Here is a 26,696-nt window from a genome sequence, read left to right as displayed (position 1 = left end):
GCTCGACCGCGCGGGCTCAAACGGGCATGTTTATGCAGGTTCATCCGGGGCTCCTGGGGGCTGGGTTGGCTTCGCAACCCCCATCTTCCAGAGATGCCCCGGATGAACAACCTACCGAGAGATCACACCTAGCCGTCATTCCAGCGCAAGCTGGAATCCATTGCCCCAGGGATGACCCTCCTTCCGTATGTCGGAAGGCAAAGGCAAAGTGGGTCCCCGCTTTCGCTGGGACGACGGTGAGTGCGTCGACGTCAGGGACGGTAGGCGGGAGAGGGTTCCTGCACCTTGCCTGGAGCCTTTGCGATGATCCGCGGGCGTAGCCATGCGGCGAAGTCGGCTTCGCCGAGACTGCCTTCCGATAGGCCCAGATACAGCGGATAGAGCTCGTGGTCTTCCGCCGACAACGTGGCGCCATTGAGCCCGAGGAAGACTTCGCAGGCCACGGCCGCCATGCGTTTGTTGCCGTCCACGAAGGGATGGTTGCGCGCCAGGCCGAAGGCCGTGGCGGCCGCCAGATCGGCCAGATCCGGCGCGGGTTGCCCGTCGGTATGCAGCTGCCTGGGACGCGCGAGCGCCGATTCCAGCAAGCCCTCGTCGCGGATGCCGGTCGCGCCGCCATGCTCGGCCAATTGCCGGTCATGGATGGCCAAGGCCAAGGCCCGGCTGATCCAGACGATCATCCGGGCTGCTTCATTGGGCCAGCTTGTGAAGCAAGGTGCGGCGGCTGCGCATCACCTGCTCGGCCACCTCCATCTGCTCGGCGAGGGTGGGGTCGTAGACCGTCAGGCGGATGCCGTCCGGGGTTTCGAGCGCGTGGAGTTCATCGCCTTTTTCCAGGCGGAGGCGTGCCAGGAGATCCTTGGGCAGGATGACGCCGGCAGAGTTGCCGACCGTGGTGATCTTGAGCTTCATGGTCGCCTCCTTGGCGTTATAACCATGGTTATATTGAGGCGTATGGGGCTGGGAGGCAAGCCGCACGTCTTTCTCGCCATGTGAGACCTGAAGGTGTACAAATGTACACCATGAGCCCCGTCGACCTGCCTCCCCAACGTGCCGCCGTCCTGGCCTTCCTGCGCCGGGAGCTGGCGGCCGGACGCGCGCCCCGTCTGGCGGCCATTGCCGGGGCCTTCGGCTTCGCTTCGCGCAATGCCGCGCAGCAGCATGTGCAGGCGCTGGTCGCCGACGGACTGCTGGAGCAGTCGCCCGGCCAGAAGCGTGGCCTGCGCCTGCCGGGCGGCATGGCGGACCTGCTGCCGCTGCCCGTATTGGGGCGGGTGGCCGCGGGCCAGCCGATCGGGGCCGATATCGGCCTGGACGAGCAGCTGTGGCTGGACCGCCGGCTGTTCTCGCCGCAGCCGGATTACCTGCTGAAGGTGCAGGGCGATTCGATGATCGACGACGGCATCGTCGATGGGGACCTGGTCGGCGTGCACCGCACGCCGGAGGCGCGCGACGGACAGACCGTCGTGGCCCGCATCGATGGCGAGCTGACCATCAAGCGCCTGCAGCGCGAACGTCGCCGCATCCGCCTGCTGCCGCGCAATCCCGCGCACGCGCCCATCGAGGTGCAATCGGGGCAGGACTTCGCCATCGAAGGCGTGTACTGCGGCCTGGTGCGCCGGGGTTGAGATGGGTGCCGTCGTCGCCCTCGATACGCTGCTGGCCGCGCGCACGCTATGGCACGCGGGCCGCAGTGCGGCGATCGCCGCCGATGGCGAACCCACCGGGCATACCGCGCTGGACGCGCTGCTGCCGCAAGGCGGCTGGCCCCGCCGCGCCTTGACCGAACTGCTGCTGCCCGCCGACGGCGTGGGCGAACTGGCGCTGCTGTTGCCGACGCTGGCGCGTCTGACCCAGGCCGGCAGCGCCGTGGCGGTGATCGCGCCGCCGTACATTCCGTATGCGCCGGCCTGGCAGGCCGCCGGCGTGGATCTGGCGCTGCTGGAAATCGTGGAAGCCGCGCCACGCGATGCATTGTGGGCCTTCGAACAATGCCTGCGCAGTGGCGCCTGTGCGGCCGTGCTGGGCTGGCCAGCGCACGCCGACGGGCCGGCGCTGCGCCGGCTGCAGGTGGCGGCCGACAGTGGCGAATGCCTGGGCTTCGCGCTGCGCGATCGTCGCCATGCGGCCAATCCCTCTGCGGCCGCGCTGCGTGTGGAAGCCACCCGCGATGCGCAGGGCGGTACGCAATGGCGGGTGCGCAAATGCCGCGGTGGTCCGGCGCCTGCGCAACCCTTCGCGCTGGTCGCGCATTGAGGCCTATCGATGCTCTGGGCCTGTGTACTGCTGCCGCAGCTGGCGCTGGATGCCGTCCTCCGGCGTCTGCCTGATCCCGACGCACCGCTGGCGCTGGTCGGCGGCACCGCGCAGTTGCGCACCCTGCAGGCAGTGAATGCGTCGGCCGCGCAGGCGGGCCTGCGGGCGGGCATGCGCCTGACCGCCGCGCACGCGCTGCTGCCGGAGTTCGCGATGGTCGAATACGACCCCTCGGCCGAAGCGCGCTGGCAGCGCTTCCTCGCCGCCTGGGCGTACCGCCACAGTTCGCTGGTCAGCGCGCAGTGGCCGGGCTGCCTGGTGCTGGAGGTGCGCGCCAGCTTCCGCCTGCTGGGGCCCTGGCCGCGTATCGAGGCGCGGTTACGCGAGGAACTCGGTCTGCTGGGTTTCCAGCATCGTCTCGCGCTGGCGCCCACGCCGCGCGCGGCGCATGTGTTCGCCGGCCTGCGCGATGGCCTGGCGGTGATGCAGCCGGCAGCGATGATGGAGATGCTGGACCGCGTACCGGTGCGCCGTGCGCGCCTGCCGGACGACGCCGGCGAACGCCTGCACCGCATGGGCATCCGCGACCTGCGCACGCTGCGCGGCCTGCCGCGCGACAGCCTGCGGCGCCGCTTCGGCCTGCCGGTGCTGGAGCACCTGGACCGGTTGTACGGCCAGGCCGACGATCCGCTGGCGTACTACACGCCGCCGGACCACTTCGATGCACGCATCGAACTCGGCTACGAGGTCGAGAGCCACATGGCGCTGCTGTTCCCGCTGCGCCGGCTGATCGGCGACCTGTGCACCTACCTGTCCATCCGCGACGGCGGCGTGCAGCGCTTCGTGCTGCGCCTTGAACACGAAAAAGGCCACACCGATGTCGAGATAGGGCTGCTGGCCGCCGAGCGCGAGCCGGCCATGCTGTTCGAACTGACCCGCAACCGTCTGGAGCGCGTGCAGATCGCGCAACCGGTGGTGGGCGTGCGTCTGCTCGCGCGCGAACTGCCGCCGTTCGTGCCGGCCGCGCGCGATCTGTTCGATACGCGACCGCAACAGCAACTGCCGTGGCCGCAATTGCGCGAACGCCTGCGCGCGCGCCTGGGCGACGAAGCGGTACATCGCGTGGCCCCGGCCGGCGATCCACGCCCGGAACGCGCATGGCGACGTGTGCAGGGCGATGGCGGGCGCATCGAACAGGCGCCCCTGCGTCCGCCCCGCCCGACCTGGCTGCTGCCGCAACCGGTGCCGCTGCGCGATCCGCATCCGCGCATCGTGTCCGGGCCGGAGCGGCTGGAAAGCGGCTGGTGGGATGGTGAGGACGCGCGCCGCGATTACTACGTGCTCGAGACTTCGCAAGGCCAACGCGCCTGGGCCTTCACGCCGCCGGGCGAGCAGGGCGGCTGGATGCTGCATGGGTGGTTCGCGTGAGCTGGGACGATGCGGTGGACGGCGTCGACCGCGACACGCCCGGCGGTCGCCCGCCCCGCGCTTGGGAGGTGGCGCAGCGGTTGCGCCGGCATGCCGCGGCCAACGACGACGGCCCACAGGAAGATGCCTGGCCGGCCTATGCGGAACTGCATTGCCTGTCGGATTTCTCGTTCCTGCGCGGCGCGGCCAGTGCGGAGGAATTGTTCGAGCGCGCACGCGATCTCGGTTATGAAGCGCTCGCGATCACCGACGAATGCTCGCTGGCCGGCATCGTGCGCGGTTGGGAGGCGTCGCGCGCGACGGAGGTGCCCCTCGTCGTCGGCAGCGAGTTCACCCTGGCGTGTGGACTGAAGTGCGTGCTGCTGGTGGAAACCACGGCCGGCTACACGCGGCTGTGCGAACTGATCACCACCGCCCGGCGCGCCGTCGACAAGAAGGGCTACCGGCTCATGCGGCAGGACGTGGAGCGCCTCTTGTCCGACGTCGATCCTGCCGTCTGCGGCCTGTTCGCGCTCTGGCTGCCGGCACGCGAGATCGACGAAACGCAGGGGCGATGGCTGCAGTCGGTGTTCGGCGATCGCGCGCACATGGCGGTCGAACTGCACCGTGAGCAGGACGATGCCGCTCGACTCGCGCGCCTGCTCGAGTCCGCCGCGCGCCTTGCCATGGTGCCGGTGGCGGCCGGCGACGTGCACATGGACGTGCGGCGCCGTCGCGCGCTGCAGGACACGATGACGGCGATCCGCCATGCCACACCGCTGGCCGAATGCGGCGAGCACCTCTTCCGCAACGGCGAACGCCACCTGCGCACGCGACGGGCGCTGGGCAACATCTATCCGCGTGCCCTGATCGATGCCACGGTGGTGCTGGCGCAGCGTTGCAGGTTCGACCTCAAGCGCGACATCCACTACCGCTATCCGGCCGAACTGGTGCCGGCGGGCCACACGCCCACCACATGGCTGCGCGAACTCACGGAACGCGGCATGCGCGAGCGCTGGCCGGAGGGCGTGCCGGATTCAGTAGTGGATCAGATCGACGGCGAACTCGCGCTGATCGAAGAGCTCCAGTACGAGGCGTTCTTCCTCACGGTGTGGGACATCGTGCGGTTTGCCAGGGAACAGAACATCCTCTGCCAGGGACGTGGTTCGTCGGCGAATTCCGCGGTCTGCTTCGCACTGGGCATCACTGTGGTCAATCCTGCCGAAAGCCGCCTGCTGATGGCCCGATTCCTGTCGAAGGATCGCGGCGAACCGCCGGACATCGACGTCGACTTCGAGCATGAACGCCGCGAGGAAGTGCTGCAGTACGTCTACAACAAATACGGACGTCGCCGCGCCGCGCTCGCGGCCACGGTGATCCGCTACCGCGGCAAGAGCGCCGTGCGCGACGTGGCCAAGGCGTTCGGCTTGCCCCCGGACCAGATCGCGCTGCTGGCCGACTGCTACGGCTGGGGCAACGGCGAGGCGCCCATGGAACAGCGCCTGCGCGAGGCGGGCTTCGACCCGGAGAATCCGCTGATCCGGCGCGTGCTGGCGGTGACCGACCAGCTGCGCGACCACCCGCGTCACCTGTCGCAGCACGTGGGAGGCTTCGTGATCGGCGATGCGCCGCTGTCCACGGTAGTGCCGGTCGAGAACGCGTCGATGGACGAGCGCACCATCATCCAGTGGGACAAGGACGACCTGGAGACGATGGGGTTGCTCAAGGTCGACTGCCTGGCGCTGGGCATGCTGACCTGCATCAGGAAGGCGGTAGACCTGATAGACAAGCACCGGGGATTCCGTCTGGATCTTGCGCGCCTGCCGAACGATGACGAGGCGACCTTCCAGATGATCCAGGCCGCCGACACCGTCGGCGTGTTCCAGATCGAATCGCGCGCGCAGATGAGCATGCTGCCGCGGTTGAAGCCGAAGGAGTACTACGACCTGGTGGTGGAAGTGGCCATCGTGCGCCCCGGCCCGATCCAGGGTGGCATGGTGCATCCCTACCTGCGCCGCCGGCAGGGCAAGGATCCGGTGACGTATCCGTCGGAAGGGGTGAAGGAGATCCTCGGGAAAACGCTCGGCATCCCGTTGTTCCAGGAACAGGTGATGGAACTGGTGATACATGCCGGCTATACGCCTTCGCAGGCCGATGGGCTTCGCCGCTCGATGGCAGCCTGGAAGCGCGGCGGTGACATGGAGCCGCATCGCCTGCGCATCCGCGAACTGATGCTGAAGAAACACTACTCCCCGGAGTTCATCGACCAGATCTTCGAGCAGATCAAGGGCTTCGGTTCCTATGGCTTCCCGCAGAGCCATGCGGCCTCGTTCGCCAAGCTGGTCTACATCAGCTGCTGGCTGAAACGGCATGAGCCGGCCGCCTTCGCCTGCGCGCTGCTCAATGCGCAGCCGATGGGCTTCTACTCGCCCAGCCAGATCGTGCAGGACGCGCGACGCGGGCAGGGCGGGCGTGTGTCCATCGATGTCCTGCCCGTCGATGTCGCCGTCAGCGACTGGGACAATACGCTGGAAGGCGGGCATGTGCGCCGCGGGGTCGACGACGGCGGACAACCCTCGTTGCGGCTCGGCTTCCGGCAGGTGGGCGGACTGTCGGAGGATGCCGGCAAGGCGATCATGGCCGCGCGCGCGCAACGCCCCTTCGCCGATGTCCGTGATCTCTGCCAGCGTGCCAGGCTCGACGAGAAGGCGCGCACCGCCCTGGCCGAAGCGGGCGCGTTGCAGTCGCTGGCCAGACACCGCCATGCCGCGCGCTGGGCGGTCGCCGGCATCGAGCGGCAGCGCCCGCTGCTGCCCGGCAGCCCGGACGAGGAGGCGATCGTCCTGCCTGCGCCGACGGTGGGGGAGGACGTGACCTCGGATTACCGCATGACCGGGCTGACGCTGGGCGCGCATCCGCTGTCGTTGCTGCGCGAACGCCTGCGGCGGCAACGGGTGGTCGACTCACGACAACTGCGCGGGTTGCCGCATGGGCGGGGCGCATTCGCGGCCGGCATCGTCACCCAGCGGCAACGGCCGGCGACGGCGAAGGGCACCATCTTCGTCACCCTGGAGGACGAGCACGGCATGGTCAACGTGGTGGTGTGGTCGCACGTGGCGCTGCGCGACCGCAAGGCCCTGCTGGGCGCGCGCCTGATGGCGGTACGCGGCCGTTGGGAACAGGTGGACGGCGTCTCCCACCTGATCGCACGCCGGCTGGAGGATTTCAGTCACCTGCTGGGCGAGATCCAGCCCGGCTCCCGTGACTTCCACTGACCAGCCATGCGTGCACTGACGGCCTACACCGACGACCTGTTCGCTCCGGCGATGCACCAGCTGGTGGATGATGCGCAGGGCGGCATCCGCTACTGGCCCGATGTCATCGATCCTGCAACGGCGCAGCGCTGGTTCGACCTGCTGCACGCAGGCGCAGCCTGGACGCACCTGCAGCGTCCGATGTACGACCGCATCGTCGACGTGCCCAGGCTGCTGGCGAACTATGCCGTGGACGCATTGCCGGACGATCTGCCGCTGGCGCAGTTGCTGGCCTGCGTGAGGGCGAGGGCGCCTGCGCCCTACACGCGCATCGGCATGAACCTCTACCGCGACGGCCACGACAGCGTCGCCATGCACGGCGACAAGCTGCATACCGTGGCGGCCGGCCATCCGATCACCCTGGTGTCGCTGGGCGCGCCGCGACGGATGCTGATCCGTGCCCGCGAAAGCCGCCGCGAGACCCTGGCAGTGGATCTGGCGCCGGGCAGCGTGCTGTCGATGAGCCATGCCTCGCAGAGTACGCATGAACACGGCATCCCGAAGACCCGTCGTGCGCAGGGGCCGCGGATCAGTGTGGTGTTCCGGGTGAGGCCGGCCTGAGGGGAGGCCTGTAGGAGCGACGTGAGTCGCGACCGCGGAGGATCGTGGTCAGGAACGTGTCTCAAGCACGCTCAAATTCAGCGTCACGGCTCATCAGGCGCGCGGTCGCGACTTACGTCGCTCCTACAGAAAGCCAAAAAAACGCCGCGAGGGCATCGCGGCGTGAGGGGAAGGACTGCATGAAAAGGAGGAGGGCGGTCAGCCCATCAGCTTGAACAGCGACAGCGACTGCATCTGCATGAAGACCGTCTGCGCGGCCTGCAGCGCGGTGTTCTCCATCTGGTAGCGGCCGATGGCCTCGGCCCAGTCCAGGTCGCGCAGGGTGGACAGCGTGCCCTGCAGGGTGACGTTGTTGGCTTCGCGCAGCGCCGCCGCATCGTCGATGGCCGACAGCTGTGCGCCGCCGCTGGCGCGCGCGTCGATCATTTTGCTCTGTGCGGTGGCGACGTCGCGCATCGCGGCCTGCAGGTCGTTCTGCATGGCGGCGCGCTGCGCATCGGTGGGGGGGTTGGTGTCCAGCGTGGTGATCAATCCCTGCACGGTGGCGAAGATGTCGCGCGAGCCGGCCGGGCCGAGGGTGAAGCTGTCGCCGTTGGCCGGCTGTCCTTCGATCCGCATCTGCACGCCGGCGAAGGCGATGCTCTCGCCCTTGGCGTAGGTGCCGGTGGTGACGACGGTACCTCCGGCGTCGGTCACCTGGTAGGTGTCGCCCGCGCCGAAGCTCAGGGTGTAGGTGCCTCCGTCCCAGGCCGTGGAATCGGTCACGCCGAAGCCCATCAGCAGGCCGGTACCGGTATTGCCCGCGGCCGGCTGGCCGTCGATGCGGCCGTCACCGGTGCGCAGGCGCAGGAACACCTCGCTGCCCGGCAGCGTGTCGGCGACGAACATGTCCGGCGCCACTTCCACCTGCCGCTGGGTCTGGTCGCCGCTGTAGATCACGCTGCCGCCGGCGATCGCGAACGGCGCGCTGCCGTCGCTGGTGCCGCCGAACAGGTAGCGTCCGGCGCCGTCGGTGCTGTTGGCCAGGTCCAGCAGGCCGGCGTAGATCGCCTTCAGTTCGGTGCTGATCGCCTTGCGGCTGTCTTCGCCCATCGCGGCGTTGTTGGCCTGGATGACCAGTTCGTTGACGCGCGCCATCGCATCGCCGACCTGGGTCAACGCGTTCTCCTGCAGGCCCAATCGGTTCTGCACGGCGCTGGCGTTCATGCCGAAGCGTTCCAGTTCGGCCACGGCGCGGTCCAGTCCGACGGCAGTACCGGCGGCGACGGGATCGTCCTTCGCGGTGACCAGGCGCTGGCCGCTGGCCAGCTGTTGCTGCGTGTGCGCCAGCTTCGCCTGCTTGGCCAGCATCGTCGTGATCGACTGCTGGTACATCATGCCGGTGGAGATGCGGTAGTTCATCGGCGGGTCGCGGCCAGGAGGGATTGGAAGAGCGTGTCGGCGGTGGCGATGATCTGCGATGCCGCCTGGTAGGCCTGCTGCAGGCGCATCAGGTCGGCGGCTTCCTCGTCCAGGTTGACGCCGGACACCGCATCGCGCGCGGCCTGCGCCTGGTCGTGGATCACCTGCTGGGCCTGCGCGGAGTAGTCGGCCTGGCGCGCCGCAGAACCGACCTGGGTGGTCAGGCCGCCGATGGCGCCGTTGAGCGTCAGCGTGCCGCCATTGAGCACGCGCGCATCGTCGAGGTTGGACAGTAGCTTGGCGTTGCCGTTGTCGCTGGAATTCGCGCCGGTCGGGCCCACGCTGAAGGTGTCGCCGGCGGCGGGCGCGCCATCCAGCACCACGCTCCAGCCGTTGTAGGCGATGGTCTGGCCCGGCGTGTAGGCGAACGGACCGGTGCCGTTGATCGTGTACTGGGTGGCGTCGATGAATTCGATGTCGGCCGGCGCCAGCAGACCGGCGTTGGCAGCGTCGGTGACCTTGAGGCCGCTGAGCTTGCCGCTGCCGGTATTGGCCAGGTCGGTCGTCGCCTTCACCGGCGTGGCCGCCGCGATGCGGCCGGGATCGGTGATCGCCACGCCCAGGTTGCCGGCGGCGCCGGCGGTGGGCTGCAGCAGGAAGCGGTCATTGGCCGCCGGCGTGCCGGAGGCGAGCACCACCTCGATGCCGTTCACCACCAGCGGATCGGCGGCGGTGCCGGTGCCTGTCATCGGGATGCTGGCGCCGGTGTCGGGGTGGGTGGCTACCCAGGCCGCGCCGTCGAAGCGCAGCAGCACGTTCTGCGCGTTCAGGCCGCCTACGCTGCCCACGGACGTCGTCAGGCTGGCGTTGCCGGTGTTGTTGGCATTGGAGGAAAGGCGGGGCGCGGGCAGGGTGAAGAAGTCCGCACCCATCTGGCCGTACTGGTCCATGCCTGCGCGGTGGCCTTCGTTGAAGGTCTGCGCCAGCGACGTGGCGATGCGGCCGAGTTCGGCCATCGCCGGGTCCAGCACCGTGGTGCGGAACTCCACCAGACCGCCGATCTGGCCGCCCAGCGCGCGCTTGTCGAGCGTCACGCGCTGACCGTTGGTTTCCAGCGCCACCTGCAGCCGTTCCGGACGGTACGGGTCGGGCACGGTCACCAGCGTGCTGGCGGTGGCACCGACCACCAGAGGCTGGCCGCCGGCCCTGAACACGTTGACCAGGCCGCCGTCCTGGGTGGCCGCATTGCCGCCGGTGAAGGCGACCAGTTCGCTGATCAGTTGGTCGCGCCGGTCCAGCAGGTCGCCGGATGGGCTGCTGCTGCCACCGATCTGTCCGTTGAGCTGGGCGATCTCCTTGGCCAGCCGGTTCACCTCGTCGGTCGCCGCCGTCAGGCCCGCGTTCACCTCGATATCCAGGCCGTCCAGATGCTGGTCGATCTGGCGGAAACGGGTGACCAGCGCGTTCGCCTGCGCGAGCACGCTTTCGCGATCGGCCGAGCCCGCCGCATTGGACGACAGCGCGTTGACCGAATCGAAGAAGCTGGACCACGGCGCGCTGATGCCGGTGGCCTTCTCGGAGAACAGCTGGTCCAGGCGCGAAGACAGCGTGGACAGCTGCTGCAGCCGTGCCAGCTCGCCGCCGCTGTCGAGCAGGCGCGAGGTCGCCAGCGAATCGGCCATCCGGCGCACGTCGACGATCTGCACGCCGTTGCCCTGGTAGCCGTAGCCGAAATAGGTGGCGTCGCGGGCTTCGAACTCCACGCGCTGGCGCGAATAGCCCGGCGTGTTGATGTTGGCGACGTTGTGGCCGACGGTCGACAGCGCCCGCTGGAAAGCGATCAGGGCGCTGCTGCCGGTAGCGAGAAGGTTCGACATGCGTTATCCCCTGGTCAGCGCCGCAGCGCGTTGCCGATCGCGTTGCCCACGGCATTGCCGACCGGCCCGGCCACCGTGGTGCCGATGGCCGACAGCACCTTGCCCAGGGTGGGTCCGTTGGCGATGGAGGCGATCTTGTTGGCGTAGGTCGGGTCGGTGGCGTAGCCGGCGCGTTGCAGGCCGCGCGCGCAGCCGGCGATGTCCTTGCCGGCCGCCAGCGCCTGTTGGTAGCGCGGGTTGCTCTTCAGCAGCCGCACGTAGTCGGCGAAGCTCTCGGCGGGAGAAGCGTAGGCCCGGAAATCCGCGGTCTCGGTGCGCTTCACGCCGTCGACGTATTCGTGGGTGGCCGTGCGGGCGCGCTCGCCCTTCCAGCCGGTGGCCTTGATGCCGAACAGGTTGTGCGCGCTGCCGCCTTCGCCGGTCTTGATCTGGCGCTTGCCCCAGCCGGTCTCCAGCGCCGCCTGCGCGACCAGCGCGCGCGGATCGACGCCGAGTTCCTTCGCGGCCTTCTGCGCGTGGCCCCAGATCTCGGCGACGAAGCGTTCGGGCGTGTTGCGGGCGTACTTGGTCGGATCGGCCGAGGCGACCTGTTCGACCTCGTCGCACGCCGCGTCGGGGCGCACGGTGATGGTGTCCAGCGTGATCGTGTCCGGCACACCGGACGACGCATGCGTGCTGCTGCCGATGCCGCGGCCGGCGATCGCGTCGAGCATGGAATCGGCATCGGTGCCCGGCAGCAGCCGCTTGTACGCCGACAGCGCGGTGGTGGCGGGCACCGCGGGCGTGGCCGCGTCAGTGGCGCCCAGCTGGCGCGCGATCATCGGGGCCAGGCCCAGGCCGCGGCCCTGCGACATCGCCGTGGCGATCTGCTGGTCGTACATGTCGCGGAAGATCTGGTTCTCGCCCGGGAACAGGGAGTCGCCGAAGCCCGCTTCGCGCATGCACTTGATCATCATCTGCGCGAACTGGCCCTCGAGCTTGCGCGCGACCTCGTGGATGCGCGCGTTGTCCGGCTTGCCGCCGGCGTCGGCCAGCGGCAGCGAGGGGTTCAGCGTTCCGATGGGCATGCTGGCCATGTCAGATCACCTCGAGCTCCGCGCGCAAGGCGCCGGCCTGCTTCAGGGCTTCCAGGATCGCGATCAGGTCGCCGGGCGCAGCGCCGACTTCGTTCACCGCGCGGACGATCTCGTCCAGCGAGGTGCCGCCCTCGAACTTGAACATGCGGTTGCCTTCCTGGCTGACCGACACGCTGGACTGCGGCGTCACCACCGTCTGGCCGCCACGCGAGAATTCGTTCGGCTGGCTGACGTTGGCCGATTCGGTGATCGTCACCGTCAGCGAGCCGTGCGTGACCGCGGCCGGCATCACCTGCACCTGCGCGCCGATCACGACCGTGCCGGTGCGGGCGTTGACGATGACCTTGGCCGGCGCACTGCCGGGCGTCAATTCCAGGTTTTCCACCTGGGCGAGGAAATTCACGCGGCGCGACACGTCGGCCGGCGCGCGCACGGCGACGGTCACAGCGTCGACGGCGTAGGCGCTGCCGCTGCCGAAGCTCTGGTCCAGCGCCGCGACCATGCGCGAGACGGTGGTGAAGTCGGCGCGGTGCAGGTTCAGCGTGATGGTGCCTTCGCCGCTGTCCAGCGCATTCGGGATCGCGCGCTCGACGGTCGCGCCGTTGGGAATGCGGCCCACGCTGGGCACGTTGACCGACACGCGCGAGCCGTCCTTGCCCTGCGCGCCGAAACCGCCCACCACCAGGTTGCCCTGGGCGATGGCGTAGACCTCACCGTCTGCGCCGCGCAGCGGCGCCATCAGCAGGCTGCCGCCGCGCAGCGAGGTGGCGTTGCCGATAGAGGACACGGTGATGTCGATCGGCTGGCCCGGCTTGGCGAAGGCGGGCAGGTCGGCGTGGATGGCCACGGCGGCGACGTTCTTCAGCTGCGGATTGACGTTGGCCGGAACGTTGACGCCCAGCTCGCCCAGCATGTTCTTCAGGCTCTGCACCGTGAAGGGCGCCTGGCTGGTGCGGTCGCCGGTGCCGTCCAGGCCCACGACCAGGCCGTAGCCGACCAGCGGGTTGCTGCGCACGCCGCCGACCTGGGCCAGGTCCTTGATGCGCTCGGCGCGTGCGGCCGGCGCCAGGCAGATCAGTACCAGGCCGATCCAGGCCAGCAGGCCCAGCAGCGTGTAGGTGTCGATGCGGCGCGGCTTCTTCGCCGGCGCATCGCTGGAACGTTCGGGGTTCTGCGGGTGCATGGCGGCGCTCAGTTCGGGAAGATCGGCGAGTTGAAGAAGCGGCCCAGCCAGCCCATCGAGTTGGACTGCGCGATCGCGCCACGGCCGCCGTAGGCGATGCGCGCGTCGGCGACCTTGCCGGAGGAGATCGTGTTGTCCGGGTTGATGTCGGCCGGGCGGACGATGCCCTGGATCTGCACCAGTTCGTCGCCCTGGTTCAGGCGCATGTTCTTCTGCCCCTGCACGACCAGGTTGCCGTTGGGCAGGCGCTGGATCACGGTGACCGTCACGCTGCCCTGCAGCCGGTTGCTTTGTGCACTATTGCCCGCGCCGCTGAAACCGCGGTCGCCGTTGACTGATGCGCTGAGGATGTCGCGTCCGTTCAAGGTGACCGGCGCACCGGCGATGTTCGGCGCGGCCAGGCTGACTTCGCTCTTCTTGTCCACCGAGGTGGTGGCCGAGGTCTGCGCGGCCGTGTTCTCCACCAGGTTGATCGTCAGCAGGTCGCCCACGTCGCGCGCACGGCGGTCGGCGTACAGGTTCAGGCCCGGGCCGCCGCGGTAGATGGAACCGGCGGTGGGGGGGGGCTGCACGGCGACCCCCGGCTGGATGGGGTGCATCGGCGCGGACGGGCGCACGTCGCCGTAGTAGCGCGCGCAGCCCGGCAGCAGGAGCAGGGCACAGGCGAGGGAAGTGGCGGACGTGGTGCGCTTCATGGCGAATCCCGGGATGCGTGGATCAGACGTTGTTGTTGAGGTAGCCCAACATCGAGTCGGTGGTGGAGATGGCCTTGGCGTTCATTTCGTAGGCGCGCTGGGTTTCGATCATGCTGACCAGCTCCTCCACCACGTTGACGTTGGAGCCTTCCAGCGAGCCCTGCACCAGGCTGCCCAGGCCGTTGAGACCGGGCGTGCCGTTCTGCGCCGGGCCGGAGGCGGTGGTCTCGACGTAGAGGTTCTCGCCCTTGGCCTGCAGGCCGGACGGATTGACGAAGTCGGTCAGCGGCAGCGAACCGATTTCCAGCGCCTGTGCCTGGCCGGCCATGGTCACGCTGACGGTGCCGTCGTTGCCGATGGTCATCGACTGCGCGCCCTCGGGCACCTGGATGCCGGGCTGCACGGGATAACCGCTGTTGGTGACCAGCTCGCCCTGTGCGTTGATCTGGAACGAGCCGTCGCGCGGGTAGGCCGGCGAGCCGTCGGGCAGCAGCACTTCGAAGAAGCCGCGGCCGTTCACCATCACGTCCAGCGAGCGTCCGGTCTGCTGCGGGTTGCCCTGCTGGAAGTCCTTGGAGGTCGACACAACGCGCACGCCGGTGCCGAGCTGCAGGCCGGACGGCAACTGGGTCTGGGAGGAGGTGGAGCCACCGGGCTGGCGGACCTGTTGGTACAGCAGGTCTTCGAAGCTGGCGCGGTCGCGCTTGAACCCGGTGGTGTTGGTGTTGGCCAGGTTGTTGGAGACCACGGACATGCGCGTCTGTTGCGCGTCCAGTCCGGTCTTGGCGACCCAGAGGGCCTGGTTCATGGCGTGGTTCCTCGCGGAGTGGAAAGTTGGAATCGCGCGATGCGGTTCCTCGCCTCCTCTCAGGCAAGTCCTGTGCCGGAATGGGTGTCGTGGTTTTGGCGCTGGGATCCACGCCGACGTGGGACGGGGGTAACAGCCGCGACGGAGGCGTGGCGGAAAACCGGCGGTGCTTGGTTTTAGCCCCTCTCCCATCGGGAGAGGGGTTGGGGTGAGGGGTAACGAAGCCACCGCCTGTGCGGACAATGGACCTATCCAAAGGCACGCTGCGACTCTTGACTTTCTGGGCCTGACGGGGTGATTCCCTGACTCGCCAGCATGGTGCCGCTGGCCGCGGGGGCGTCCCTTTCTTTGCTCGTGCAAAGAAAGGGACCAAAGAAACACGCCCCAGGCGGCACGCCCTCCGCGCTGCGCGCGCAGGGTCCGCGAGCGGTCCGGGAATTTCCGTAAGGCACATCCATGTGCCATACGGAAACGCCGTCATCCATGACGGCGCCCTGCGGGTTTTACCCGGCCCACTCGCCGTGCCTAGATGGGGCCCCGGAAGAGCAAGGGCAAAGGCGGCAAGATGGCTTCTGCTCTTGGGCCCCTGAGGTTCGGCAGTCACGGCGGGTAAAACCCCGCAGGGGCGGCGCACAGGACGTGCGCCGTTTTCGGCCGGGGCAGGATGCCCCGGCCGAAAATCCCCACCGGGACTGCGCACCCGCCGCGCAGCGGCGGGCGGACCGCCGGGGGGTGTTTCTTTTGCCTACTTTTCTTTGCACAAGCAAAGAAAAGTAGGGCCTCCGTGGCGAGCGGCGCCATGCTTGAACCTTGTGAACGGATTCGACGAGAAAACGTCTTGCGCTCAAAGATCATGAGCGCATCGCGCCCATGATGGGTGTTGATGTTTTCGGAGTAGCCAGGACATACGGGCTTCGTTGCCCCTCACCCCAACCCCTCTCCCGCGGGGAGAGGGGCTTCCAAAGCAGGGGCCTCAAGCATCAGCCGCCGAGGCGCAGCAGCTGGTTGGAGGATTGCGCCATCTCGTCGCCGCTGCGGATCACCTTCACCTGCATCTCGAACTGCCGCTGCAACTGGATCATCTGCACCAGTGCGCCGGCCGCGTCCACGTTGCTGCCTTCCAGCACACCGACCGTCAGACTGTTGCCGGTGGCGGGCGCCAGGGCCGGAGCCTGCGGATCGGAGGGGCGCATCAGGCCGTCGCCGCCGCGTGCCAGCTGGGACTGTGCCGCTTCCACGATGCGCATGCGGCCGACCACGGCCATCGTCTGCGGGCCTTCGCCCTGCGGGATGATCGACACCGTGCCGTCGGCGCCGACATCGATGGACTGCGCCGGCGGCACCGCGATCGGATTGCCGTTGTCGTCCAGCACCGCACGGCCACCGGCGGTGACCAGCTGGCCGTTCGGGGTGACGCTCAGCTCGCCGTTGCGTGTGTAGGCCGTGCCACCGTCCGCGGCCTGTACGGCCAGCCAGCGGTTCGGCTGCAGCGAGATGTCCAGCGAACGCCCGGTGACCATCTGCGAACCGGTACGGCCGTCGAAGCCGGGATCGATCAGCACCGCGTCCACGCGCGAGGGAAAGCCCTGGCCCTGGATCTTGAAGGCTTCCGTGCCGGCCAGTGCGGCCTTGAATCCCTTGGTGTCCACATTGGCCAAGTTGTGCGACACGGTGCCCTGCGCTTGCAGCGAAGCGCGGGCGCCGGTCATGGCGACGTAGAGAGCTTTGTCCATGGGGAAGGGCCAGAAGTGAGTAGAGAGGAGTGAGAAGTGAGGAGAAGCGGAGGAGTGCGTTCAGCGAGTGCAGGAGGTTCCACTCACTCCTCACTCCTCTCCGCTCACTCCTCGCCTCACCTGATGTTGATCACGGCCTGGGTGATCTGGTCCTGCGTGGACAGGGCCTGCGAATTCGCCTGGAAGTTGCGCTGCGCCACGATCATGTTGACCAACTGCTCGGTCAGGTCGACCGTCGAGGCTTCCAGCGCGCCGGAAGCCACCTGGCCGAAGTCCGACGTGCCCGGCGCGCCGATGCGCGGTTCGCCGGAGGCATAGCTGTGCGTCCAGGTGTTGTTGCCCTGCGACACCAGTCCCTGCGGATTGCTGAAGTTGGCCAGCGCGACCTGCCCCAGCGCCTGGTCTTCACCGTTGGAATAGCGCGCGTAGACCACGCCGGTCTCGGACACACTGAACTCGTTGAGCTTGCCGGTGGCGTAGCCGTCCTGGTTCTGGATGCGCTTGGCGAACTGTTCGCCGTACTGGGTGGTGCCGCTGATGTCGAGGGTCATGTTCAGTACGCCCGCGCCGGTGCTGGGCGTGAACGGCGACAGGGTCACCAGGCCGTTGGCCGGCGCGGTCAGGGTGCCGTTGTTGTCGAACTGCACCGTGGTCGGCGCGCCCATCGACGTCCCGTCCACGTACGTGTGCATCTGCCATTCGTTCGGGTTGGGCGTCTTCACGTAGTAGACCGTCTGCTGGTGGGCCACGCCCAGCGAGTCGTACACGGTGACTGAGGTGGTTTCGTTGTAGCTGGCGCTGTCGGTGGGGGAGAACGGCGCGATGGTCGGCTGGGCGGCGTTGCCCGGCAGGGTGACGCCCAGCTCGACGCGCGTGGTGGGCGAGGGCGGGCTGTCGGTGGTCAGCAGGCGCAGGTCGGTCAGGTTGCCGGTGTCGAAGCCGATGCCGTCGGCGCGCGGCGGGAACACCTGCAGGCGGTAGCCCTCCGGCGTGGTGACGTAGCCGTTGGGATCGCGCTGGAAGTTGCCGGCACGGGTGTAGACGTTGGTGCCGTTGTTGCTGACGGTGAAGAAGCCTTCCTTGTCCTCCGCCATGTCCAGGTAGCGCCCGGTCTGGTTGATGTCGCCCTGGGAGAACTGCTGGGCCACATTGGTCAGGCGCACGCCGGCGCCGATGCCGTTGCGCAGCAGGCCGTAACCCGTGGACGAGAACACCTCGGCGAATTCCGCGCGCGACTCCTTGAAGCCGGTGGTGTTGACGTTGGCGATGTTGTGCGAAGTGACGTTGAGGTCGGCATTAGCCGCCCTCATGCCGGACAGCGAGCTGTTGAATGCCATGGAAGACTCCTTGCGTTATGCGGTGGGAGCGGAGGTCAGGATGCCGACTTGCCGATGCGCAGCACGTAGTCGAGCGGTGCGGTGCCCAGGCCGGGCAGGTTGAGGTACAGGCCATCGGAGCCGATGGTCACGCTGTCGACCGTGGCGTCGACGTAGGTATTGAGCGCGGTGGCGGTACCGTCGCTGGCGGTATGGGTGGCCTTGATCGAGTACCTGCCTTCGGGCGCGCGCTCGCCGTTGGCCTTCACGCCGTCCCAGGCGAACGCGGTCTCGCCCTTGGCGTCGGCTTCGACTTCGATCGTGTCCACCACCACGCCGCTGGCGTCGGTGATCTCGAAAGTGACCTTGCCGGCCCCGGGCGACATCACTAGGCCCGTGGCATTGCCGGAGGCGGGCAGGGCAAGGGATTCGGAAGGCACCACCACCGAGTGTCCGACCAGCGAGGCGCCCTTCAGCACCTGGTCGCCGGTGAGCGAGGCGGTGAACCCGTTGACCGTGGTGTTGAGGTCGCTGATGCCCTGCACGGTGGAGAACTGCGCCAGCTGGGCGACGAACTCGCTGTTGGACAGCGGCTTCAGCGGGTCCTGGTTGGCCAGCTGCTCGGTCATCAGCCGCATGAAGTCGGCCTGCCCCAGCGTGTCGGCCTTCTTGGCCGTGGTCGCCGCGCCGGTGGTGCCGGTATTGAGGGCGGCGAAGGGATCGCCGTTGACGGTGGTCATGTGCGTGTTCGCTCGGTGGCAGGCCGTCAGCGGCCCATGGTCAGGGTGGCCAGGGCCAGTTCCTTGGCGGTGTTCAGCACTTCCACGCCGGCCTGGTAGCCGCGCGAAGCGGAGATCAGGTTGACCATCTGCGCGACCGGATCGACATCCGGTGCGTAGACGTAACCGTCGCCATCGGCCATCGGGTGACCCGGTTCGTAGCGCTTGATCGGCGGCGCTTCGCTCTGGGTGATTTCCTTCACCTGCACCGAGGTCAGCGAACCGTCCGCATTGAACGGACGCGCCTGGAAGATCGGTTCGATCGGCTTGTAGACCGCCTCGGGCGAGGAGGCAATAGAGTCGGCGTTGGACAGGTTGCTGGCGATGGTGTTCAGGCGCACGGACTGCGCCTGCAGCGCGGAGCCGGCGACGTCGAAGATGGGCAGGTTGCTCATGGCGCGGCCCCTTACTGGCCGGTGATGGCGGTGAGCATGGTGCGCACCTTGGATTCGATGAAGCTCAGCGAAGCGCGGTATTCCAGCGCGGCACGGCCGTAGGCGGCGCGCTCGGTGTCGGCATCGACGGTGTTGCCGTCCAGGCTGGGCTGCACGCCGGCGCGCTCGAACAGGCGAGGGCTGGCGTCGAGCAGGGTGAGGTGCTGCTCGTGGGTGGTCTGCAGGGGCGCGGCCCTGGCGGCGGCCTGCTCCAGGGCGGCCTGGAAATCGAGGTCCTTGGCCTTGAAGTTTGGCGTGTCGGCGTTGGACAGGTTGCTGGCGATCAGCTGCATGCGCTGCTCGCGCAGCGGCAGCGCCGCGGCATGGACACCCAGGTAGTTGGAGATGGGATTGGACATGGCACCGCTCCGGCAGACCGTTGCCGGGGATGCTGCAAGGCGTGTGCCAGAACCGGGCGAGCATCCACCCAGGCAGGGATGGGGATACCCGTGCCGTCATCCCGGCGGAACGCCGGGATCCATCTTGATCCTGCCCTTTACCCCTTCTCTCTTCTAGGGGAAGAGCACATGGGTCCCAGCATTCGCTGGGACGACGATCAGGCTGCCATTTGCGCCGCGGCCACCTGGTTCAGCCGGAACAGCACATGCTCGGCCAGCTCGTGCGGGCTGTACTTGGCCACGAAGGCATTGGCACCGACGCGCTCGACCATGGCGTTGTTGAACACGCCCGACAGCGAGGTGTGCAGCAGCACGTACAGGCCGGCCAGGCCCGGATGGCGCCGGATTTCCGTCGTCAGGGTGTAGCCGTCCATGGCGGGCATCTCGATGTCGGAGATGACCATGGCGTAGCGCTCGGCCGGGGTCTCGCCGGCGGCGGGCACCTGCAAGAGGTGGTCCAGGGCCTGGCGGCCGTCGGAGAGCAGGGTGGCGGTGACGCCCAGCTGCTCCAGCACGCTGCGGATCTGCGAGCGCGCCACGCGGGAATCGTCCACCACCAGCACCTGCATCGGCGGCGCGTCGGCCGGCAGGGCCATTTCCGGCGCAAGGGTGGCGTCCATGCGCGACTGGCAGATGTCGGCCAGCACGCTTTCCACGTCGATCACCTGGATCAGTTCGCCCTGGAAGCGCGTCACGGCGGGCAGGTAGCTGTTTTCCGCGCCCAGCTCCGGCGGCGGGTGGATGTCCTCCACCGCGATGTTGACGATGCGCTCCACGCCGCTGACCAGGAAGCCCTGCACGGAGCGGTTGAACTCGGTGACCACCAGGTAGTTGGGGGCGTTCTCGGGGTTCGGGTCGCGCTCGGGGTGGCGGATGCTCAGGCCCAGGTCCAGCACCGGCACCGAGCGTCCGCGCACGTCTGCCACGCCGACGAATTCGCTGGGCAGCCCGGGCAGCTGGAACAGGCCGGGCCGGCGCAGGACTTCCTGCACCTTGAAGACGTTGACGCCAAAAAGCTGACGCCCGCCCAGGCGGAACAGCAGCAGGGCGAGGCGGTTGTGGCCGGCCAGGCGGGTGCGCTGGTCGATGCGGTTGAGCAGGTCCTGGGTCATGTCCAGCATATCGGCCGGCTGGATGAGGCCTTGAGGCGTGGCACCACCGCAGAAGTGGTTTCGTGACCGGTCCTAGGAATGGAGAGCTGGTGCCGCTGGCCGCGGGGGCGTCCCTTGACTAGCCATTCGGCTGTTGAGAAGCACTTCTTTGCTCGTGCAAAGAAAGGAACCAAAGAAACACGCCCCACGCGGCACGCCCTGCGCTTCGCTCCGGGTCCGCGAGCGGGCCGGGAATTTCCGTAAGGCACATCCCTGTGCCATACGGAAACGCCGTCATCCATGACGGCGCCCTTCGGGTTTTACCCGGCCCACTCGCCGTGCCTAATGGGGACCGTGAAGAGCCAGGTCAAAGGCGTGCACGCCGAATCTGTCCGTGTCGGCTTTCGGGGCCCCTTTAGGTCCGGCAGTCACGGCGGGTAAAACCCGCAGGGCGGCGCACATGGATGTGCGCCGTTTTCGGCCAGGGCAGGATGCCCTGTCCGAAAATTCCCGTCGTGAATGCGAACCCGCCGCGTGCGGCGGGCGGACCGCCGGGGGGTGTTTCTTTTGCCTACTTTTCTTTGCACAAGCAAAGAAAAGTAGGGCCGCCGCGGCGAGCGGCACCAAGCGTGGCCAGCAACGAGCTAGCGCCGAAAGCCATGACGGACAGGCTCCGTTTCTGGCACACCGCTTGCAGCTCCTCCGCCGATGAACCGACGGAGCCCGCCCATGCTGCTGCGCCTCACCACCGCCCTGATCGGCGGCCTGACCGCATGCGCCGTCATGGCCGCGGACTTCCAGCCGGTCGACACCATCAAGGCCGCGGCCCTCGGTGCGCTGCCAGTGGGCGCCGACGCTGAAGCGACGCTCGATCCCGCCCTGCGCCTGCCGCGTTGCAGTGCGGCACTGGTCGCGCGCGTGCAGGGCAGCAACAGCGTGGAGGTCGGCTGTCCCGATGGCTGGCGCCTGTTCGTGCCGGTGCGCGTGCGTCGCAGCCAGACGGTGCTGGTGCTGAGCCGTGGCATCGCACCGGGCGAAACGATCGCCGCCGACGCCTTCGTTCCGGAAACCCGTGATGCCTCGCGCATCGTCGGCGCGGCCGTGGCCGATCCCGCACAGGCCGTGGGCCGTGTTGCGCGCCGCACGTTGTCGGCCGGTGCCGTGCTGTCGGCGACCGACCTGGTGGCCCAGCGCCTGATCCGCCGGGGCGACAACGTCGCGCTGGTATCCCGTCGCGGCGGGGTGGAGGTGCGCGTGGTCGGCAAGGCGCTGGGTGATGCCGGCGAGAGCGAACGGGTGACCGTGGAAAACCTCTCGTCCCGCCGCGTGGTGCAGGGCGTGGTGGGGCCGGGGGGTGATGTCTGGGTCAGCCGATGAAAAAAAGTTGCAATCGCCCCTCAAGTTGTCCCCCGGGGGGCCGATACCGACGCTGGGTCGAAGAACCGGCGACAATCCGGCCTTCTGCGGAAATGTGGAATCCGTCACTAAAGTTGGCGTGGCCACGGCCGATAACCTCGATGAACCCTGTTACAGGTGAACCAACATGAGCCAGAAAATCGAAGGCACTCCCCCTGCCGCCGTACGCACCACGGGCCCCGTAGGCGGCCGTGTCGCGCCGGCGGGTGCCGAACGTTCGCGGCCGGTGGAAGCCAGCGCCGGCGGCGACAGCCTGCGCCTGACCGGTGAGGCCACCAGCCTGCAGGCGATGCAGCGCGAACTGTCCACCGCGCCGGCCATCGACCACGCCCGCGTGCAGGCCGTGCGCGAAGCGCTGCAGGCCGGTACCTACAAGATCAACGCCGAAGCCATCGCCGACGGCATGCTCGGCCTGGAAGGCCAGCTCGCCGGTTGACCACGATGACGCACGCCCCCCTCCAGCGACTGTCCGCGGCCCTGGAAGAGGAGCGTCGCGCCATCGTGGAGCACGACGTGGAAGGCCTGGTGCGTTGCACCCAGGAAAAGCTGGACGCGTTGCGCGCGCTGGAAGCGGCCGCCGCGGGCTACGGCTTCCCCGACGAACTGCAGGGGCGCCTGACCGAACTGGCTGAAATGAACCATGCCAACGGCATCCTGCTGGCGCGCCGCCGACGGGAAGTGAACTGGGCGCTGCGCCACCTCGGCCGCACCGAAAGCAGTGGCGCCTACGACGCGCAGGGACAGACGTCCACGTTGTCCGCGCCGCGCCCGCTCGCGGTCGCCTGAGCCCGGTGCCCGATCCACAAACTGCGACATCGCGCCTTGCCGCTGCCACGGGGGCGCCGGATACTGGCGCCCCGTCGCCGCCGTCCGATGCGTCCGTGGCCACTGCTCCCTCCCCGAACCTGCCCTCCAGCGCCTGCGCCGCGGACGATATCCCGACCTTCGCCGACCTCAAGGCGTTGGCCGAACTGATGGATGACGGGTATCTGCTGTGCCGTGGCGATGCGCGCCCCCTGCATGCGAACGCCGCCGCGCTGGCGTTGGTGAACGACGAACACGATGCGCTGGCTGCGCTTGCCCGGCTGCTGCCGGCGGATGCGATCGCCACGGCGCGCGCCGATGGCCGCTGGAACGGGGACCTGAGCCTGGACGACGGCCTGGTGCTGCAGGTGCGCGTCTATTTCCACGACAATCCCGGCGGCGGACACTGCCTGGTGGTCTTCCACGACGTCAGCGAAGCGCATGCGCGCCAGCAGGAGCTGCAGCGCCGCCACGCGCAGCTGCGGCAGACCCTGGTGCGCCTGGCCGGTGCGCAGGAACAGCTGGTGCAGTCGGAGAAGATGGCCTCCATCGGCCAGCTCGCGGCCGGCGTCGCGCACGAGATCAACAACCCCATCGGCTACGTGCACTCCAACCTGGGCTCGCTGCAGGAATACCTGCACAGCCTGTTCTCGCTGATCGAGGTCTACGAGCGCGCGCTGCGCCTGCCGGACCCGAAGGCGATGCTGCCCGAGATCGAGGAGATGCGCGCGCGCTACGACATCGACTTCATCACCGGCGATCTGCCGCAGCTGATGGCGGAGTCGCGCGAGGGCATCGAGCGGGTCACCGCGATCGTGCGCAACCTCAAGGACTTCTCCTACTCCGGCCGCGACGACAGCTGGAAATCCGCCGACCTGCATGCCGGCCTGGATTCCACCATCAACATCGTCTGGAACGAGCTGAAGTACAAGGTCACGCTGGAACGGCACTACGGCAAGCTACCGCTGGTGCAGTGCCGGCCGTCGGAATTGAATCAGGTGTTCATGAACATCCTGCTCAACGCCAGCCATGCCATCGACGAGCGCGGCACCATCACCGTCAGCACGGGCGTGGAAGGCGACGAGGTCTGGGTCGAGATCCAGGACAGCGGTCACGGCATCCCCGAGGAGATCCTGCAGCGCATCTTCGATCCGTTCTTCACCACCAAGCCGGTAGGCAGCGGCACCGGGTTGGGGCTGTCGATCTCCTACGGCATCGTGAAGAAGCACAACGGCCGCATCGAGGCGCGCAACATCCCCGGCGCGGGGGCCTGCTTCCGCATCATGCTGCCGATCCGCCAGCCGAGTGCCGACGCCGCGTGAGCCGTCAACACGCATCCCTGTAGGAGCGACGTAAGTCGCGACCGGAAGAACGCGGTGGCGGTGAGCGTCGAGCAGGCGATCAACCGCCGGTGGATGGTATCGCCGAATGGATTGTTTGATTTCCGCGGTCGCGACTTACGTCGCTCCTACAGGGGCGGTGCGTCGAAGAACGCCAGCTTCTTTGCCTTGGGCAACCGCTTGAGTTGTGCTTCCGCCCGTGACGCCGCGCTCCGGTCCGGATAGGCGCGACTCGCCACGACGCGTACCGGCGGATTCGCCCGCGTGTACTTCGCGCCGGTACCCGCAAGATGCGCGGCATAGCGTGCCTCCAGGCGATTGGTGATGCCGGCGTAGTACGCGCCGTTGCGGCACTCCAGCAGGTACACGCACCACGGCGCCGCCTCAGGCTTGAGCGCGGTGGTGGGGCTGGTTCTCATAGGCGGTGAAGGCCTGGCGGATGTGCTCGCGCAGGTCGTCGTCGTTCCACGGCTTGGTGAGGAAGCGGTAGATTTCGCCGCGATTGATGGCCTCGGTCACGGTGGCCAGGTCGGTGTAGCCCGACAGCACCAGGCGCACGGTGTCCGGGTACAGCATGCGCACGCGGCCGAGGAACTCGGTGCCGCTCATGTCCGACATGCGCTGGTCGGACAGGATGACCTGCACGTCGTTGGTGGCCAGCAGTTCGAACGCGTCGGTGACGTTGCTGGCGGCCAGGATGCGGTAGCCGTCGCGGCGGAACAGGCGCACCAGCGAGCGCAGGATGTTCTCTTCATCGTCGAGCAGCAGCAGGGTGCGGTCGGGCTTGGTGGCCGCGAACGCGTCCGCACGCAGGTAGCGGCGGCGCAACACGGCGCCCGCGTCCTCGGCGTTCATCGGCTCGCCGAACAGGTGGCCCTGGAACATGTCGCACTGGTTGCGGCGCAGGAAGCCCAGCTGCGTGTCGGTTTCCACGCCATGCGCGATGACCTTCATGCCCAGCTGGTGCCCCATGGCGATGATGGCGCAGGTGATGGCCACCTCGCGGTTGCCCGAGGGCACGCCCTTCACGAAGTTGCGATCGATCTTGATCTTGTCCACCGAGAAGCGGACCAGCGAATCCAGGTTGGAATCGCCCATGCCGAAGTCGTCCAGGGTCAGCCGGACGCCCTCGCGGTGCAGCTGGGCAAGAGTGCGGTGAACCAGGTTCATGTCCTTGGCCAGCGCGTTCTGGCGCACCTCCAGCACCACCATCTGCGGCGGTATGCCGGCTTCCTGCATCGCCTCCAGCACTTCGGCCACGAAGCTGGGCCGCAGCAGCTGAAGCGTCGAGACATTGACCGCGATCTCGAAGTCGTCGAAACCCCAGTCCCGCCAGATGCGCGCCTGCTTGAAGGCGTTGCGCAGCACCCAGTCGCCGATCTGCACGATCACGCCCAGCTTCTCGGCCACATGCATGAAGCGCTCGGGCACCAGCAGGCCCAGAGCGGGCGAGTACCAGCGCAGCAGCGTCTCCATGCCGACCACGCGGCCGTCATGCGCGTTGATCTGCGGCTGGTAGAACAGGCGCAGTTCGTTGTGCTGGATTGCGTTGACGATCTGCCGGGCGATGATGCTGTCGCTGCGCGCGGTGATCGCGGCGCCGCGGCGGTACAGGCGCACCAGGTTCATGCCCTCGTGCTTGGCCTGTTCCATCGCGCTTTCCGCGCACTGCAGCAGGCCCGATGCCGTATCCGCGTGTTCCGGGCACAGGGCGATGCCCAGCGTGCCGGTCAGGAACAGCGTGTAGGGCAGCACCGTCATCGGCAGTTCGATCTGCTCGCGCAGCGCGTCGCCGAAACGTTCGGGCGGCAGGGTGCCGGGCAGGCGCGGCACGGCCACGATGAATTCGTCGCTGCCATGCCGCCAGGCGCGCGCCTCGGGGCCCAGCGCCTGCCGCAGGCGGTCGCTGAGGATGGCCAGCGCCTCGTCGCCGACTTCCACACCCATGTTCTCGTTGATCGAGCGGAAGTGGTCGATGTCCAGGTACAGCAGCATCAGCGGCGTCCCGCCCGCGTTGGCGGCGTCGACCATCCGCTGCAGGTCGGGTTCGCCGGCACCCAGGCGGGGCAGGCGGGGCAGGTGGGCGTGCTCGGTGTTCAAGCGGGATCGGGTGACGTCGCGGGTTTCGGCCCATAGGGTAGGCGAAGTCGCCAGTGGCTGCCCCCCTCGTCGTCGAGCCGCCCCCCGGCGGCGCTGGCCAGCGCCCGCCACAACGCGGCGTCGGGCAGGTCGCCGGGGATGTGGCGGGCGCTCAGCACGAAGGCGGCGTCATCGTCCGTCAGCGTCACCTGCGCGCCGCCGTCCGCGCGCGTGGCCGCCTGCCGGAGGAGGGCTTGGCCGATGCGGAACGCCACCAGGGCGAGGTCCGCCTGCGGTGCGCGGGGCAGCGGCGGCAGCGAGACCGAAAGCGTGCCCGGGGCGAAGTGGCGCTCGACCTCGGCGCGCAGCGCCGCGTCCAGGCCGATGGCGTCCAGCTGGGGCGGGTGCAGGTGGGCGTGCAGGTCGCGCAGGATCGCCACCGTCTCATCGCTGGTACGGATGATCTCGTGCAGGTCCTCCGCACGCAGGTCGGCGTCGTCTTCCGACTGCACCAGGTGCGCGCCCATCCGGATGGCCGACAGGGCCTGTCCCACCTGGTTGTGCAGGGCGCGTCCCACCCGCGCGCGCTCCTCCTCCTGCAGGCGGAACAGCTGGAGCAGCAGCGCGGAAGGAGACGGCATGGGCGTCGGCCGGTGCGGAGGGCGATCGCCGCAGTATGCCAGCCGCGCCTCGCGGCGGACCACGCTGCGGGCGGCACAAACGCCAAG

Annotated in this window: 26 protein-coding genes; 9 read left to right on the top strand and 17 right to left on the bottom strand. The window is 68.4% G+C overall.

Annotation, left to right across the window (positions count from 1 at the left end; all coding sequences use genetic code 11):
- Positions 1–251: 251 nt before the first annotated feature.
- Both CSC76_RS12540 and CSC76_RS12535 read right to left on the bottom strand, forming a co-directional pair.
- A complete protein-coding gene (locus tag CSC76_RS12540; protein ID WP_162110344.1) occupies positions 252–680 on the bottom strand; it encodes a type II toxin-antitoxin system death-on-curing family toxin in 429 nt (142 codons plus the stop codon).
- Between the two features lie 10 nt (positions 681–690).
- Positions 691–912 (bottom strand): AbrB/MazE/SpoVT family DNA-binding domain-containing protein, encoded by a 222-nt coding sequence (locus tag CSC76_RS12535; RefSeq protein WP_162110343.1) that lies wholly within the window; start codon positions 910–912, stop codon positions 691–693.
- A 101-nt stretch (positions 913–1,013) separates the two neighbouring features.
- Here CSC76_RS12535 and lexA point away from each other — a divergent pair, with 101 nt between their 5' ends.
- From lexA to CSC76_RS12510, 5 genes are read left to right on the top strand one after another with little or no spacing between them, the layout of a single operon-like run.
- Positions 1,014–1,628 carry a transcriptional repressor LexA gene (gene lexA, locus CSC76_RS12530; RefSeq protein WP_425500871.1) on the top strand — a complete coding sequence of 205 codons (615 nt, stop codon included), beginning with the start codon at positions 1,014–1,016 and terminating at the stop codon, positions 1,626–1,628.
- A 1-nt stretch (position 1,629) separates the two neighbouring features.
- Entirely contained in the window at positions 1,630–2,256 is a 627-nt protein-coding gene (gene imuA / locus CSC76_RS12525; RefSeq protein WP_162110341.1) for a translesion DNA synthesis-associated protein ImuA, read from the top strand.
- 9 nt (positions 2,257–2,265) lie between these two features.
- Positions 2,266–3,684 (top strand): Y-family DNA polymerase, encoded by a 1,419-nt coding sequence (locus CSC76_RS12520; protein WP_162110340.1) that lies wholly within the window; start codon positions 2,266–2,268, stop codon positions 3,682–3,684.
- Positions 3,681–6,938, top strand: a complete 3,258-nt coding sequence (locus CSC76_RS12515; RefSeq protein WP_162110339.1) for an error-prone DNA polymerase — start codon at positions 3,681–3,683, stop codon at positions 6,936–6,938. Before CSC76_RS12520 ends, CSC76_RS12515 begins: the two co-directional genes overlap by 4 nt.
- 6 nt (positions 6,939–6,944) lie before the next feature.
- Positions 6,945–7,538, top strand: coding sequence for an alpha-ketoglutarate-dependent dioxygenase AlkB (locus CSC76_RS12510; RefSeq protein WP_162110338.1), 594 nt, complete (start codon positions 6,945–6,947; stop codon positions 7,536–7,538).
- A gap of 198 nt (positions 7,539–7,736) precedes the next feature.
- Here CSC76_RS12510 and flgL read toward each other — a convergent pair whose 3' ends face one another.
- From flgL to CSC76_RS12450, 12 genes are all read right to left on the bottom strand, one after another.
- Positions 7,737–8,939, bottom strand: a complete 1,203-nt coding sequence (gene flgL, locus CSC76_RS12505; RefSeq protein ID WP_162110337.1) for a flagellar hook-associated protein FlgL — start codon at positions 8,937–8,939, stop codon at positions 7,737–7,739.
- A complete protein-coding gene (flgK, locus tag CSC76_RS12500) occupies positions 8,936–10,816 on the bottom strand; it encodes a flagellar hook-associated protein FlgK (RefSeq protein ID WP_162110336.1) in 1,881 nt (626 codons plus the stop codon). The genes flgL and flgK overlap by 4 nt, the downstream gene beginning before the upstream one ends.
- A 14-nt stretch (positions 10,817–10,830) precedes the next feature.
- A complete protein-coding gene (flgJ, locus tag CSC76_RS12495; RefSeq protein WP_162110349.1) occupies positions 10,831–11,883 on the bottom strand; it encodes a flagellar assembly peptidoglycan hydrolase FlgJ in 1,053 nt (350 codons plus the stop codon).
- A 10-nt stretch (positions 11,884–11,893) separates the two neighbouring features.
- The gene (locus CSC76_RS12490) at positions 11,894–13,075 is read right to left on the bottom strand and encodes a flagellar basal body P-ring protein FlgI (protein ID WP_162110335.1); all 1,182 of its coding nucleotides are present in this window, start codon (positions 13,073–13,075) and stop codon (positions 11,894–11,896) included.
- A gap of 8 nt (positions 13,076–13,083) precedes the next feature.
- Positions 13,084–13,770: a flagellar basal body L-ring protein FlgH gene (gene flgH / locus CSC76_RS12485; RefSeq protein ID WP_162110334.1), complete on the bottom strand. Its 687-nt coding sequence runs from the start codon at positions 13,768–13,770 to the stop codon at positions 13,084–13,086.
- Positions 13,771–13,792: 22 nt separating this feature from the next.
- Positions 13,793–14,578: a flagellar basal-body rod protein FlgG gene (gene flgG / locus CSC76_RS12480; RefSeq protein ID WP_162110333.1), complete on the bottom strand. Its 786-nt coding sequence runs from the start codon at positions 14,576–14,578 to the stop codon at positions 13,793–13,795.
- A gap of 980 nt (positions 14,579–15,558) precedes the next feature.
- On the bottom strand, positions 15,559–16,311 hold the full coding sequence (locus CSC76_RS12475) for a flagellar basal body rod protein FlgF (protein WP_162110332.1): 753 nt from the start codon (positions 16,309–16,311) through the stop codon (positions 15,559–15,561).
- A 116-nt stretch (positions 16,312–16,427) separates the two neighbouring features.
- Entirely contained in the window at positions 16,428–17,648 is a 1,221-nt protein-coding gene (gene flgE, locus CSC76_RS12470) for a flagellar hook protein FlgE (RefSeq protein WP_162110331.1), read from the bottom strand.
- Between the two features lie 35 nt (positions 17,649–17,683).
- Positions 17,684–18,367, bottom strand: a complete 684-nt coding sequence (locus CSC76_RS12465; protein WP_162110330.1) for a flagellar hook capping FlgD N-terminal domain-containing protein — start codon at positions 18,365–18,367, stop codon at positions 17,684–17,686.
- A gap of 26 nt (positions 18,368–18,393) precedes the next feature.
- Positions 18,394–18,801 carry a flagellar basal body rod protein FlgC gene (flgC, locus tag CSC76_RS12460; protein WP_162110329.1) on the bottom strand — a complete coding sequence of 136 codons (408 nt, stop codon included), beginning with the start codon at positions 18,799–18,801 and terminating at the stop codon, positions 18,394–18,396.
- 11 nt (positions 18,802–18,812) lie between these two features.
- Positions 18,813–19,199 (bottom strand): flagellar basal body rod protein FlgB, encoded by a 387-nt coding sequence (flgB, locus tag CSC76_RS12455; protein ID WP_162110328.1) that lies wholly within the window; start codon positions 19,197–19,199, stop codon positions 18,813–18,815.
- Between the two features lie 197 nt (positions 19,200–19,396).
- Complete coding sequence (locus tag CSC76_RS12450; RefSeq protein WP_162110327.1) at positions 19,397–20,350, bottom strand: chemotaxis protein; 954 nt, start codon at positions 20,348–20,350, stop codon at positions 19,397–19,399.
- A gap of 714 nt (positions 20,351–21,064) precedes the next feature.
- Here CSC76_RS12450 and flgA point away from each other — a divergent pair.
- The 4 genes from flgA (at position 21,065) to CSC76_RS12430 (ending at position 23,871) form a co-directional block, all read left to right on the top strand.
- The gene (flgA, locus tag CSC76_RS12445) at positions 21,065–21,706 is read left to right on the top strand and encodes a flagellar basal body P-ring formation chaperone FlgA (protein WP_379605247.1); all 642 of its coding nucleotides are present in this window, start codon (positions 21,065–21,067) and stop codon (positions 21,704–21,706) included.
- A gap of 166 nt (positions 21,707–21,872) precedes the next feature.
- Positions 21,873–22,181 (top strand): flagellar biosynthesis anti-sigma factor FlgM, encoded by a 309-nt coding sequence (gene flgM / locus CSC76_RS12440; RefSeq protein ID WP_162110325.1) that lies wholly within the window; start codon positions 21,873–21,875, stop codon positions 22,179–22,181.
- Between the two features lie 5 nt (positions 22,182–22,186).
- Positions 22,187–22,531, top strand: coding sequence for a flagellar protein FlgN (locus CSC76_RS12435; protein ID WP_162110324.1), 345 nt, complete (start codon positions 22,187–22,189; stop codon positions 22,529–22,531).
- 188 nt (positions 22,532–22,719) lie between these two features.
- On the top strand, positions 22,720–23,871 hold the full coding sequence (locus CSC76_RS12430) for an ATP-binding protein (protein ID WP_162110348.1): 1,152 nt from the start codon (positions 22,720–22,722) through the stop codon (positions 23,869–23,871).
- Positions 23,872–24,017: 146 nt separating this feature from the next.
- Here the strand turns inward: CSC76_RS12430 and CSC76_RS12425 are convergent, their stop codons facing one another.
- Genes CSC76_RS12425 through CSC76_RS12415 form a run of 3 tightly spaced genes read right to left on the bottom strand, consistent with a single transcriptional unit; the run spans position 24,018 to position 26,609 of the window.
- A complete protein-coding gene (locus CSC76_RS12425) occupies positions 24,018–24,308 on the bottom strand; it encodes a GIY-YIG nuclease family protein (RefSeq protein WP_162110323.1) in 291 nt (96 codons plus the stop codon).
- On the bottom strand, positions 24,274–25,989 hold the full coding sequence (locus CSC76_RS12420; protein WP_425500869.1) for an EAL domain-containing protein: 1,716 nt from the start codon (positions 25,987–25,989) through the stop codon (positions 24,274–24,276). Before CSC76_RS12420 ends, CSC76_RS12425 begins: the two co-directional genes overlap by 35 nt.
- Positions 25,986–26,609, bottom strand: coding sequence for a sensor histidine kinase (locus CSC76_RS12415; protein ID WP_162110322.1), 624 nt, complete (start codon positions 26,607–26,609; stop codon positions 25,986–25,988). Before CSC76_RS12415 ends, CSC76_RS12420 begins: the two co-directional genes overlap by 4 nt.
- Positions 26,610–26,696: the final 87 nt, after the last annotated feature.

The sequence above is a fragment of the Pseudoxanthomonas mexicana genome (assembly GCF_010093385.1).
GTDB lineage: Bacteria > Pseudomonadota > Gammaproteobacteria > Xanthomonadales > Xanthomonadaceae > Pseudoxanthomonas_A > Pseudoxanthomonas_A mexicana.
Note: the sequence above shows the minus strand (reverse complement) of the source record. Positions and strands in the feature narration are given on the sequence as shown.